The organism is Marinobacter sp., from assembly GCF_039977835.1.
Taxonomy (GTDB): Bacteria; Pseudomonadota; Gammaproteobacteria; order Pseudomonadales; family Oleiphilaceae; genus Marinobacter.
In genome coordinates this window covers 69,968-81,419 of record NZ_JBDWCL010000048.1, presented here as the reverse complement: position 1 = coordinate 81,419, position 11,452 = coordinate 69,968, and the positions used below count along the sequence as shown (strand labels likewise).

The following is an 11,452-nucleotide window of genomic DNA, read 5'->3' as shown; positions in this document are numbered from 1 at the left end:
TTGCCCGATAATACCGTGTCCGGGGCCTGCCGTAAAAACAACAACGGCCAGCAAGTGCTGGCCGTTGTAACTGGTCGGACCGGAGGGCTTAGCCTTCGATCGGTGAACGCCAGTCGTCTGCACCGGAAGTACCGGCGACGGCGTGCTCCCAGGTGACTTTGCGGTAGGACAGGGACGCGGTTACCAGCTGGGTAAAGTCGGCACTGGCGGCATCCTGGCAGTGCGGCATGTCGCACTGGATGTCGATGATGGTGGCATCTTCCAGAATGGTAGAGAAGAAGTGCTCCTGCTTGCCCTCAACAGAGGTGCGGTACCACTTCAGCTCAACTTTCGGCAGCATTTCACCGGAAGCGAGGGCGTTGTACATCAGCGGCGTGGCTTTGTTCAGGGCGGACGTGAACTTGAACGGCTTGTGAACGCGCTGGCCGGAAGGCTGGCCGGACTGCGGGTCAGTCGGAACGGTTACAACGTGGCTGAATTCCTGGACCAGTACTTCGTCTTCGTGCCCTTCAACGTAGATGTTGCCTACGGAATCGGAAGTGAATGCGCCGGCGGTGATGTTACCCTGAGTCTGGCCTTCGATGCTGATATAACAAGGAGTTGGCATAGTCTGCTCCATGACGAATGAGTGAATAAGTGTCCTTGGGTTCTCCCTGGACGACTACTCTCTAACAAAGGCCGTGCCATGAATGAAAAACTGTTCAATAACAATGGGTAAGGGTTCTCTGGTAAGTGGAGCGAGGGTTGTTCGGGCAATCCTTTGCTGGCCTGGAGGCGAGATATTGCTGACCGGGCAACATCTTGCTCATCGCAGGCGGAATCTGACAGGCAGGGCGTAGGTGAAGGTCTCGCCTTTCATGGCCTCCGGAACCTCGGGTAGGGGCTCCGCGTCCTCAAGCATGTCCAGGGCGGCGTAGTCCAGCAGTGAATGGTCCGAGGACTTGCTGAGGTAATACTGAACCAGTCTGCCATCGCGGCTGAACTCAAACACCAGAACCGGAGACCCCTCCTGCCCCAGGCGGCGGGCGCGGCGCGGGTATTCGTAGAACTGGCTGAGGTGCCGGCTCAGTCTGGTGAGGTAGCTGTCTACCTCGGAGGATTGTCCGGCCGTGAGCTCCACCTGTTGATTGGGGCTCTCTTCCTCGGCAGTGCTGGCCGTGGGCGCCTCTGTACTGGTTTTACTTTCACTTGTGTCGGCCTCGGCAACCTGCTCCACTACTTCAGGCTCAGGCTCAGGCTCAGGCTCAGGCTCAGGCTCAGGCTCAGGCTCAGGCTCAGGCTCAGGCTCAGGCTCAGGCTCAGGCTCAGGCTTCGGCTCCGGTTCTGGCTCAGGTTCCGGTTTAGGCTCTGGCTCTCGTGGTTGTTCCTGACTCTGTGGTTCGGGCGTCTCCGGTTCTTTCGGTTTTCGGGCTCCGGCCAGAGATATCCGGATAGCCGGAGCGGAATTGACCGCCGAATCCCCAAGCGGTTTGAGTTCAGGCACCCTGTCAGGCGCGGCAATCACCAGGACCACAGCGGTAATGGCAACGGACAGGATCAACAGCAGGCCGCGGACGGTTTTACTGGCTTCCATCAACTGGCAGGCTCCGTCAGCAGAATGACTTCCTCATAGCCACTGTTCTCCAGCACCCGAAGCAGGGCCTCGAGTTCATCCATGGCAATATCCTGCTCGGCTGCAATTTTAAGGGGGGTCTCGGCATCTGGGGTGGGTAGTGCGTCAGAAAGGCTGTCGGCTCCCACTGTTTGCCCTCCTACCTGCCAATCCCCGGCGGCAGTAACGATGAGATCAGCATGTGGTTGCTCATGGCCGGTCTGATCTGCGGTGCCGGGGAGGTCCGGCAGCGGTGTATCCGACAACTGCCCCGCCACGATAAAAAACATCAGCAGCAGGAAAACCAGGTTAATGAGCGGCAGCAGGGCATCTTCCAGGCGTTCGATGAGAGACTTGCCGGAGGTTTCCGGGGATGGAACGAGATCGCTCATGGTTGCTCCGCGGGCCGCGGTGAACGCTTCCAGTGGGCAGTGAGGCCGCTGTCTGATAGTTGGCTGAAAGCCGAGGTGAAATCCGTCAGGCGTGTAACAGGTGCGGTTGCCAGATTGATTTCGTCGATGCCACTGGCTTTCAGTTCAGCCACAAGCGCCTCAATTCTGTAGGTTTCACCCCGCCAGACGGCCTGGCCCTCACGCTGTACTGTGATCTCTGGTATGGGCTCTCCGGTGACCGGGCTGGTATTGCCAGTGCTGTTGCTCAACTCCATGAAACTCACGGGCAACAGCCTGCTGGTGAGCATGAAGAACACCAGCAGAATAAATACCACATCGATCAGCGGCGTAATGCGGATGGGAACCGGCCTTGCCGGCCTGGGATCAACCAGTTGCATTGGCCAGTCGGCCTTGCTGTCCGGTTGCTGGATAGTCGGCAAAACGACGGGATGGGGGTGAAGCGTCGGTCCCCGCCCCGGCGTTTTCGGCGGTTTCATGGTTCCCGGGCGCTGCTGCCGGGACCGACAGCACGGTTACAAGGGCGCTGTTGATGGTTTTCTGGATCCGCCGCAGGCGGAATTCAATCCAGGCTGCCAGCGCGGCAAACGGAATGGCGATCACCAGACCTGCAGCAGTGGTGGTAAGTGCCTCGTATATGCCTCCGCTCAGTTGGGAGGCATTGGCTCTCCCTTCTGTGGCAGCCATGGCGCTGAAGGCTTCCATCATACCCATGACTGTGCCCAGAAGGCCCAGAAGCGGCGCAAGGGCGGCGATAACCTCGATAATTTTCAGCGGTGCCTCAAAAGGTTCCAGGGCGTTATGGGCATCTCTGGCGACGGTTTCGCGGATCTGCTGGGGGTTCGTGCCCGCCAGGCGGGCATTCATGGTACCGACAATCAGGTGGTGCAGCGGATTGAGGCGGCTGAACCGGCTGGAATTGCGGCTAAGGTGGCCGGGCCCTTCACTGTCGGGCTTTTGTTGCCAAACCGTAATGCCTTTTTTAAGTTTTTTGGTGAGCCTGGGCGCAAAAAAAGCCCCGTATAACATGAGGTAAACGAAGGTCACGATGCCCGCAATTGCAATTGCCAGCAGTACCAACATTACAGGGCCGCCCATTTCCAGCAGTTGGCTTACCGGGCCGGCACTGATGTCGGTGGCGTCGGCGAGCAGGGAGTCTGTCATTGCGGTAACCTCAATCTACAAATAGATCTAAATAATAACGATTATCATTGAATTTGCAAGCCCCGTAACCTTCTGAAAGCCAGCTGTCTGTTAGACTGGTCATCTATAATCAATGACAACAAACGGTGCTATGCCTTGTGAGCCAGATATCTGGTAATCCCTGTGAAAAACCACCAGGTGCATTGAGTAATTACTTTCGGTGTTCGGGGGCCTGCTGAGGGTGTTGAGAAAGCGTTGGTTCGCCAGTCTCGTCAACCGGGCCGTTGCCTTTGTGGTCTTCGCCATTGTGGTTTCAGCTTTAGCCGTGGCGGTTGTCAGCTCTCTGGTCAGTCGTGCTGAACTGGAGGCCCAGGCCCGCCAACAGGTTGAAACACTGGCTGACCTGGTCGCCGGTGACCTGGACACCCGGCTCGCGCAACGACGTGATACGCTCGCCCATGTTGCCGAGGGGTTCGCCATGGAAGAGAGCGTACTGAAAGCCCGGGCCCGTGTGCTTATCAGGCGCGAAATTGCCCTCCAGCATCTGTTTGACGGTATCTATCTGTTTGATACCGAAGGCAATGTCATCGCCGAACATCCCCTGCAGTATCAGCAGACCGGGCTGAACATCAGTGACCGCCAGTACTTCCGGCAAACTTCAAACCAGCTGACCCCGGTGATCAGTGAACCCTATGTGTCGAATTATCAGGATCGCCCGGCGATCATGATGACCGCTCCCGTTTTCGACCATCGTCAGCGGTTTATCGGGGTTCTCGGTGGCGCGATCTATCTTGCCGGCGACAATTTCATGCAGGAAATTAGCGGGGTGCGTATTGGCAACACAGGCTACGTCGGTATCGCCACGCGCAGCGGCGTGACCCTCGCCCACGGCCGCACCGGTGAAACCATGACAAAACTGAGGCTTGAAAATCCGGTACTGCGGGATGCCATCTCCGGGTTCGAAGGCACTGCCAGAACTGAAAATCAGGAAGGTATCACCACCATCATGTCGGTGCAGCAGATGTCCCAGGTACCCTGGTTCGTGGCGGCGATTTGGCCGGTAAAGGAGGCCTACGCCCCGGTCAGCCGGCTGGAGGAAACGTTTGCCCAGGTGCTGTTGATCGTGATTCTGGTGGCGGCTCCGCTGGCGCTACTCGTCTTCCGGCGGCTGATGGCGCCACTGCGTAAACTCGGTTTCCAGATCAGCGAGCGCCATCTGGGCATCCGTACCGAGCCAGTTGATGTCGCCGGCGGTTCGGAAATCCGACAGGTGGCAGAAACCTTCAATACCGTCATGGAAGAGCGGGATGAAGTGATGGCGTCGCTGGCTGAGCGCGAGGCGTTCTTCCGTTCTCTTACCCAGAGCGCGCCGATCGGTATTATTCAGACGGATGTTCTGGGCCGGATTGAATTCGTGAACCCCGCTTTCGAACGTATTGTAGGAATAGACGCCAATGACCTGCTGCATACTCCGTTGGTTGAGGGAGTATATGAGGAAGATCGCGCCAGTGCCGTGGAAGACTGGCGGGAAGCGCTCAGAAAGAATGCGGTTTTCCTGGGGCGTTTTCGCCTCAACACCCGGAGAGACCAGCAACTGGTCTGGGCGGATGTAATGACCGCCATTTTCGGCACCGAAGAACGAACATTGGGCACCATTACCGTGGTGCGGGATATCACCCATGAACTCGAAGTCGAGGCGGAGCTGGCCGAAGAGCAGGAACGCGCTGACAGCATTCTCGGGGTCCTTCAGGAAGGTGTGCTGATGCTCGATGTTGACGGCGTTATCCGCTATGCCAACGAGGCCGCCTGTGGTTTCCTGGGTCTGCCGGAAGGGTGTGAGCAGGCCAATTTCTTTGAGCGGGTCTCGATAGAAAGCGAAAACCGCCGCTGGGAGTCGGATGATTTCCTCCGCAGTGCCGATGTGGACAGTCTGTATGCGACCATGAGGAACAGTCGTGGTCGCACCTTCGATGTGGACCTGACCATGCTCCATCTGCGCAGGGGCGGGGCTCATCATCAACTCATACTGGTGATCAGGGACGACAGCGAACGCCGCCGTGAAGAAGAGCGGCTGTCATGGGAGGCAACTCATGACAGCCTCACAGGGCTGATGAATCGACGCGCATTCAACTCATCGCTGGTGAAATGTCTGGGCGACGCCAGCAAAAAGACCGTTGCCAGTGTGCTGATGCTGATTGACCTGGACTACTTCAAGCCGGTCAACGATGAGGGTGGGCACCTGATGGGGGATGACCTGCTGGGACGCCTGTCAGATCTGCTGAGGGCGTCAGTGAGGCAGTCTGACACGGTGGCACGCCTGGGTGGCGATGAGTTCGGCATTATTCTGCCCGCCTGTGGCCTGGAACGGGCGGTGGAGCTGGCGGAAACCATCCGCCGGGGTATCGAGTCCATTCGAATCGAGCAGGACGACAAATCCTTCGGGGTTACCGCGAGCATCGGCCTCACGGAAATGTCGGAAGCCGATTCCGGCCCCCGTGAAATCATGGCGAGAGCTGATGAAGGCAGCTATGCCGCCAAGGCTCGTGGCCGCAACCAGGTGGTCACCGTTCCTCTGCCGCCCCAGGACCAGCTTGTATGAGGGGGCTGCGGAACCGGCTCTGCCCTACCACCAACCCGCAGCACCACCGGCCTGCCACAGCAGGCGCAGGGCCAGTAGTGTCAACAGAATATTGAACAGGCGGCTGAAGTGCTGGTTACTCATGGACCTGAGCACGTGCAGCCCCAGCCAGGTGCCGGCGAAACCGAAGGCAATCATCGCCACGATAAACAGCACCCAGTCCCGGAACATAAAACCGGCAAAACCGAATACCAGGGCCTTTGGGGCATGCTGCAGCGTCATGGCCATGGCAAACGTGGCTACCGTAGTGAAGCGGTCGCTGTGCATCTGCTTGATAAAGGAGGCCACCAGCGGGCCGGTAGCGCCCACGAACAGACTGATGAAGCTGGTCAGGCCCGACGCCAGGAATATGCCGCTGCTGCCAAAGACGCCCCTGGGCAATGCCGGCCCCCAGCAGAGGTAGAGAACGAACAGGCCAATGGTCAGTTGCCAGAGATAGGTTGGCAGGTCCACCAGTACCCAGGCGCCCAATCCAGCCCCCAGCAGCACACCGGGTGCGAAGGCCGCGATGGCCTTCCAGTCGGTATGGCGCCAGGTCAGGCTTGCCCGCCCGGCGTTCGAACCCAGCTGGATCATGCCATGTACCGGTATGATTGCCGCGGGAGGGATCCAGAATGCCATCAATACCAGTAACAGCACGCCACCGCCGGCACCAAGGCTGGCGGTGATCATTGAGGTTACCACTGAGCTCGTCAGGAGTATGGCTGCGGTTGTGGCTGTCAGCCCCTCCGGAATCAGTGTCAGTTCCAATTCGGACTCCCGGAGCTGGTTACAGGTTGCAGAAAGACGCACCGCCAAGGCGCGCTGATTTGCACAATGCCTCGGCGGCAAGCTGAACGTCTGCCACATAATACAGCGAGGCCAGGCCGAAACGGTCGCGCCCCAGGTTGTGGAACACCATCCCGAACGCAATATCACCGGCACTGAAGTTATCGTGTTCCCTTGCAAAATAGGCGGCGGGCCGGGACAGGGTATCGTCCTCCAGCAAAGCTTCGATACGGCTCGCCCCGCCGTGGTAAGCCTGAACCAGTAGTAGGGTAAAAAGCCGGTCACGCTTTTCGTCGGGCAGATCGCCAAAACGCCGGTTGAACGGTTCCTGCAGATTACGGGCATTCTGGTTCATTAACCTGAGGGCGCAATCAATCTGGGCCAGCCGGTGCCAGTGGTTGGCCGGCTTTATCTGGCAGTCGCTGAGTGCCGAGGGTGATAGCTGCAGTATGCCCTTGGCATCGGCGATGGAGTGGGCGCGTTGCTGGCCGCTGCTTTCGATCAGCACCTGCCCGGCAAGGTACGTGGGCAGTTTTGCTGGCAGATTGTTGCGTTGCTGGCGCGTTTCATAGACATACATCAGCGCTTCGTGAAGAGATTCAGGGTTTTCCTGGGAGGCAAAGACAAGGTCATCCCACGCGCCCCAGATCAGCGCGGAGGGCAGCGTGCCCAGATAACGCGCCACGGCTTCGTCCAGATTGACATGAGGCTGGTCACAGGAGAGTGCAAAAGGATAGCCGGTTTTGCCAGGGCCGCCGACCGCCCAGTTGTCTGCGCGGCCGCTGGTGGCAAGTGCGCGCCTGGTGTCGTTCAGGCGTTTCTGGGTGGCCTTACGGCTGTTTTCGTCGTCAATATAGCCAAGGAACTGGCCGCGCATATTGAACAGAATATGCCGGTCCGGATCCGAGCAGTACCCGGATTCTTTCAGTACCCAGTGTCGGATGGTGATGATGTTTTTATAAACTCCCTGGCTCACCCAATAGGGGGAGTCGCGAACAATGCCGGTCCAGTCGTCGACCGGCTCTGGCGGTTGTTCGCTGGCGTACAGAAATGGTGCGATAATGGACGTGACCATGAAAGCGACAGCAAGTGTGCGACGCCCGGGACTCTTGTTCATAGGCGATAGTTCCCTCAATCTCCAGTGTTCAGAATAACAAACGGAATCGATCATGAAGCAATCCGAATACCTCCGGTACGACGCGGTAGCACTTGCCGACCTGATTCGCCGTAATGAAGTATCAGCCCGTGAAGTCTGTGAGGCGGCTATAGAGCGGGCCTCGGCTGTTAACAGCAGGCTGAACGCTGTCTGCTACCCCCAGTTTTCGGATGCGCTGAGCCAGAGTTATCCGCCTGATGGTACCTTTTCCGGCGTTCCCATGCTGCTTAAAGATCTGGCCCAGGAGCAACAGGGGCACCCCTGTACCTTTGGCAGCCGTGGGCTTAAAAACAACGTTGCACGGCAGGACTCGGAATACGTTCGCCGGGCCCGGGCCGGCGGGCTGGTAATTCTGGGTCGTACCGCAACCCCGGAGTTCGGTCTCAAGGCGGTAACCGAGTCAGCCCTGTGGGGAGCTTCCCGCAATCCGTGGAATACCGATCTGACGCCCGGCGGTTCCAGTGGTGGTTCTGGTGCTGCAGTAGCGGCAGGAATTGTGCCCATGGCGGGGGCCAACGATGGCGGCGGGTCGATACGGATTCCCGCGGCCTACAATGGCCTGTTCGGGCTCAAGCCTTCCCGTGGCCGGATTTCCGCCGGTCCCTTAAGCGGAGAAGCCTGGACCGGCGCGTCATCCGACCACGTGGTGACGCGGACGGTTCGCGACAGCGCGGCCATGCTCGACGTTCTGTCGGGTCCCTCGGTGGGCGATCCGTTTGCTATTGCCCCACCATCAGCACCCTACGCAGAACTGATGCAGCTGTCCCCACGGCGCCTGAAAATCGGCGTTTTTACCTCCTCCCCGTACGATACCGAGGTGGCCCAGGAGTGTGTGGATGCGGTTGAAGACACCGCCCGTGTCCTCGAAGCACTGGGGCACGATGTGGAGTATGCCCGCCCGGAGTTCGATGGTATGGCGCTGGCTCGCTGTTATCTGGGCCTGTATTTTGGGGAAGTATCGACACTGATGGAGAAGGCAAAAGCCGAATTCGGCGCCCGGGAGGAGGATTTCGAGCTCGATACACGCCTGCTTGCCATGCTTGGCAGGACCATGCCGCTGCCGGACTATGTCCGGCGGAGGCAGCAATGGAATGACTTTGCGCGGGCGCTCGGGGCATTTTTCCAGGGCTACGATATGTATCTCTGCCCCACCGCCGGGCAACTACCAGCAAAAATCGGTGAACTGGACACCCCTGGCCACCTTCAGTTTGCAGCCCGCCTGATGCTGGCTCTCAAGGCCGGTAAACTGTTGCATCGCAGCGGGCAGGTGGACCAGATGGCTCTGGATAGCCTGGGCCGCACACCGTTCACACAGTTGGCGAACCTCACCGGAACGCCGGCGATGTCAGTGCCCATGTACTGGACAGCCTCCGGACTGCCTGTCGGTGTACAGTTCGGCGCACCTCATGGTGACGAAGCCACACTGCTGCAGTTGGCGGCGCAGCTGGAAGAGGCCAGCCCCTGGTTTGGTCGTTATGAGTTGCTGGAGACGACAGTATGAAACTACGCTCTGAAACAATAAATGACGTAATGTGATCCGCGATCACCGCATCCACGTTTATCTTTATGGCAGTAACAGGCTATGCTGTGAGTCAGGGAGAACCCTTTCTCCCTGAAAGACCCTGATGGCATCGAGGAGGCGAGCGTATTATGAACCAACCGATGGCAATCGACGAACTGGTGTCTGTAGCACAGGCCGAGGCCATGGGGGAGCTTGATGCCCCGATGATGGCCATCGTTCTGTCCAGCGAACAAAGCTACGACTTGCCCATAAACTCTCTTGAAACCGATGCCGACAAGGCCCGCTGGGGACTGATCCTCCGCGCTGCCCGTGAGCATGTAGAAGCCGATGCGGTGGCTGTGCTCTATCCGGCGTGGACCACTATTCGCAACAAAACGCCGGCAAAGACCGATACTGTCGCTGAAGAAACCCGAGCGGCGGAAGACCTTGACGATGAAGCGGTGCGTGGTGAAGACCCGTCCGAGCCCATCGACACGCTTTTTGTTCAGCTGCACACCCGCGACCGGATTTACTGGCGCGGCTTCGAGCAGATCCGTGATCCCAAGCACCAACGGATTATCGGTTTCCGTCGCATCAAGGCCCTGTCCACAGAGTATGGCCGCGATGAAGCCCCTTCCGTCACCTCATGGCTCAACACCCTGTTTGAGCCCCTGCCTGATGAAGGCCAGGAAACCGAGGTGGATATGGAGCTGGCGGACCTTCTGGATGAGCCTGAAGTCAGCGCCGCACTGTATCCGCGTCAACTCCGTTCCCTGCACTGATTGAGCTGCACTGCAAAGGCCCCGGGTGTCACAGAATACCGGGGCCTAGTGCTTCAGATCGCAGCTATTCATACTCCAGTCCGGTTCAGAATGGTTACTCCAGCTCGACACCGATGTTGAGTCTGTTGTGCATCTTTAAGGCCATACCCGACGTACTGTTGATATAACCCATAAAAACAGGCGGTAACGCGGAGATGATGGCCATGGATGTTGAGCAGGATGAACTCATGGGGTTGCTGATTGCAGTTGCCCGCGAAGACCGGGCCGCGTTCCAGCGGCTGTATGAGAAGGTTTCCGCGAGGATGTTCGGGCTATGCCTGAAACTGGCCAGCCAGCGGGATCTGGCGGAAGAAGCAGTGCAGGATGCCTTCGTGCAGATCTGGCACAACGCCGGTGAGTATCACGACGAACGTGGCGCCCCCCTGAGCTGGATGCTGACCATCGCCCGTTACCGCACTCTGGACCTGATGAGGGTCCGCAAGGCGAAGCAGACGTCAGGCGATAGCCACCTTGAACATGTGGAAGACGGGCGCGAAGGGCCGCTGGATGTTTCTCTTCGCAGTGCCGGCGCCGCCGAACTCACTGGTTGCCTTGAGGAGCTGTCAGAGCCCCAGCGTGACAGTATTCTGCTGTCCTATTACCGGGGTTTTACCCACGACGAACTGTCTGAGACGTTGAGCTCTCCCGTTGGAACGGTCAAAAGCTGGATCAGGCGCGGCCTGATGGCTCTCAAGAGGTGCCTGGAGCGATGAAAAAGACACCGGAAAGAATTGAAGCACTGGCTGCGGAATATGTTCTGGGCTCCCTCCGCGGGCGGGCACGCCAGCGGTTTGAACGCTGGATGATGGAGTCGGTCAGGGTCCGTCAGGAGGTCTGGTTCTGGGAGGGAAAGCTGGGCCCCCTGGGGGCACGCATTGAGGAAGAAAAACCTCCGGCGTCGGTATGGTCCGGCATTGAGCGGCGGTTGTGGCCGCAAAGCCGGGACGCGACACCCACAACGGCGGCCAATGACGGCGCCGGTCGCTGGTTATGGCCCGGCTGGAGCCTGGTGGCAACGGCGGCAACGCTGGTGCTGGCGGTGATACTGTTGCAACAGCCGGCATCTCGTGATGACCAACGACTGTCTGGTGCTATCGTACAGGCTGAAACGACTGATCCGTTGTGGCTGGTGAGCGAGTCCGCGCTCGACCGCCAGCTGAAACTGCGGCCCGTTGCTGCCACAGCGGCTGAGCAGGGCAAGGATTATGAACTGTGGATCGTGCCTGAAAACGGACAGCCAGTGTCACTGGGGGTCATGCCAGTAGGTGAAACCTATCAGGTTACCCTTGACGACGAAACCCGGGCCCTGCTCAGCAGTAGCCGCACCCTGGCTATCAGTCTGGAACCGGTGGGAGGGTCGCCGACCGGGGCGCCGACCGGTCCGATTCTGCACGTGGCCAAGCTGTACGAGCTCTGATCCTCCG

At 58.9% G+C, this 11,452-nt stretch carries 12 protein-coding genes; 5 read left to right on the top strand and 7 right to left on the bottom strand.

All coding sequences use genetic code 11. The annotated features are described in order from the left end of the window. Positions 1 to 88: 88 nt before the first annotated feature. From ABJM11_RS14970 to ABJM11_RS14950, 5 genes are all read right to left on the bottom strand, one after another. Positions 89 to 607, bottom strand: a complete 519-nt coding sequence (locus ABJM11_RS14970; RefSeq protein ID WP_150994834.1) for an Hcp family type VI secretion system effector — start codon at positions 605 to 607, stop codon at positions 89 to 91. 198 nt (positions 608 to 805) lie between these two features. Further along, the gene (locus ABJM11_RS14965; RefSeq protein ID WP_348293225.1) at positions 806 to 1,573 is read right to left on the bottom strand and encodes an energy transducer TonB; all 768 of its coding nucleotides are present in this window, start codon (positions 1,571 to 1,573) and stop codon (positions 806 to 808) included. Beyond that, complete coding sequence (locus ABJM11_RS14960; RefSeq protein WP_348293223.1) at positions 1,573 to 1,983, bottom strand: biopolymer transporter ExbD; 411 nt, start codon at positions 1,981 to 1,983, stop codon at positions 1,573 to 1,575. Before ABJM11_RS14960 ends, ABJM11_RS14965 begins: the two co-directional genes overlap by 1 nt. Then, positions 1,980 to 2,381, bottom strand: coding sequence for a biopolymer transporter ExbD (locus tag ABJM11_RS14955; protein WP_348293221.1), 402 nt, complete (start codon positions 2,379 to 2,381; stop codon positions 1,980 to 1,982). The genes ABJM11_RS14960 and ABJM11_RS14955 overlap by 4 nt, the downstream gene beginning before the upstream one ends. Further along, positions 2,368 to 3,165, bottom strand: coding sequence for a MotA/TolQ/ExbB proton channel family protein (locus ABJM11_RS14950; RefSeq protein ID WP_348293219.1), 798 nt, complete (start codon positions 3,163 to 3,165; stop codon positions 2,368 to 2,370). The genes ABJM11_RS14955 and ABJM11_RS14950 overlap by 14 nt, the downstream gene beginning before the upstream one ends. 220 nt (positions 3,166 to 3,385) lie before the next feature. Here ABJM11_RS14950 and ABJM11_RS14945 point away from each other — a divergent pair, with 220 nt between their 5' ends. Next, the gene (locus ABJM11_RS14945) at positions 3,386 to 5,743 is read left to right on the top strand and encodes a diguanylate cyclase (RefSeq protein WP_348293218.1); all 2,358 of its coding nucleotides are present in this window, start codon (positions 3,386 to 3,388) and stop codon (positions 5,741 to 5,743) included. A 24-nt stretch (positions 5,744 to 5,767) separates the two neighbouring features. Here ABJM11_RS14945 and ABJM11_RS14940 read toward each other — a convergent pair whose 3' ends face one another. After that, complete coding sequence (locus tag ABJM11_RS14940; RefSeq protein WP_348293216.1) at positions 5,768 to 6,532, bottom strand: sulfite exporter TauE/SafE family protein; 765 nt, start codon at positions 6,530 to 6,532, stop codon at positions 5,768 to 5,770. Between the two features lie 19 nt (positions 6,533 to 6,551). Further along, complete coding sequence (locus ABJM11_RS14935; protein ID WP_348293214.1) at positions 6,552 to 7,667, bottom strand: hypothetical protein; 1,116 nt, start codon at positions 7,665 to 7,667, stop codon at positions 6,552 to 6,554. Positions 7,668 to 7,719: 52 nt separating this feature from the next. Between ABJM11_RS14935 and ABJM11_RS14930 the strand changes: the two genes are divergently transcribed. The 4 genes from ABJM11_RS14930 to ABJM11_RS14915 all read left to right on the top strand — a co-directional run bounded on the left by ABJM11_RS14930 (position 7,720) and on the right by ABJM11_RS14915 (position 11,445). Continuing rightward, a complete protein-coding gene (locus tag ABJM11_RS14930; RefSeq protein ID WP_348293213.1) occupies positions 7,720 to 9,207 on the top strand; it encodes an amidase in 1,488 nt (495 codons plus the stop codon). Positions 9,208 to 9,356: 149 nt separating this feature from the next. Beyond that, positions 9,357 to 9,989: a hypothetical protein gene (locus ABJM11_RS14925; protein WP_348293212.1), complete on the top strand. Its 633-nt coding sequence runs from the start codon at positions 9,357 to 9,359 to the stop codon at positions 9,987 to 9,989. A gap of 203 nt (positions 9,990 to 10,192) precedes the next feature. Further along, positions 10,193 to 10,741, top strand: coding sequence for a sigma-70 family RNA polymerase sigma factor (locus ABJM11_RS14920; protein WP_348293211.1), 549 nt, complete (start codon positions 10,193 to 10,195; stop codon positions 10,739 to 10,741). Continuing rightward, the gene (locus tag ABJM11_RS14915; RefSeq protein ID WP_348293210.1) at positions 10,738 to 11,445 is read left to right on the top strand and encodes an anti-sigma factor domain-containing protein; all 708 of its coding nucleotides are present in this window, start codon (positions 10,738 to 10,740) and stop codon (positions 11,443 to 11,445) included. Before ABJM11_RS14920 ends, ABJM11_RS14915 begins: the two co-directional genes overlap by 4 nt. Positions 11,446 to 11,452: the final 7 nt, after the last annotated feature.

What these genes read in the sequence shown, in the direction of transcription:
- ABJM11_RS14970 (WP_150994834.1), bottom strand. Translation starts at nt 607, where the DNA reads ATGCCAACTCCTTGTTATATCAGCATCGAAGGCCAGACTCAGGGTAAC.
- ABJM11_RS14965 (WP_348293225.1), bottom strand. Translation starts at nt 1,573, where the DNA reads ATGGAAGCCAGTAAAACCGTCCGCGGCCTGCTGTTGATCCTGTCCGTT.
- ABJM11_RS14960 (WP_348293223.1), bottom strand. Translation starts at nt 1,983, where the DNA reads ATGAGCGATCTCGTTCCATCCCCGGAAACCTCCGGCAAGTCTCTCATC.
- ABJM11_RS14955 (WP_348293221.1), bottom strand. Translation starts at nt 2,381, where the DNA reads ATGCAACTGGTTGATCCCAGGCCGGCAAGGCCGGTTCCCATCCGCATT.
- ABJM11_RS14950 (WP_348293219.1), bottom strand. Translation starts at nt 3,165, where the DNA reads ATGACAGACTCCCTGCTCGCCGACGCCACCGACATCAGTGCCGGCCCG.
- ABJM11_RS14935 (WP_348293214.1), bottom strand. Translation starts at nt 7,667, where the DNA reads ATGAACAAGAGTCCCGGGCGTCGCACACTTGCTGTCGCTTTCATGGTC.
- ABJM11_RS14930 (WP_348293213.1), top strand. Translation starts at nt 7,720, where the DNA reads ATGAAGCAATCCGAATACCTCCGGTACGACGCGGTAGCACTTGCCGAC.
- ABJM11_RS14925 (WP_348293212.1), top strand. Translation starts at nt 9,357, where the DNA reads ATGAACCAACCGATGGCAATCGACGAACTGGTGTCTGTAGCACAGGCC.
- ABJM11_RS14920 (WP_348293211.1), top strand. Translation starts at nt 10,193, where the DNA reads ATGGATGTTGAGCAGGATGAACTCATGGGGTTGCTGATTGCAGTTGCC.
- ABJM11_RS14915 (WP_348293210.1), top strand. Translation starts at nt 10,738, where the DNA reads ATGAAAAAGACACCGGAAAGAATTGAAGCACTGGCTGCGGAATATGTT.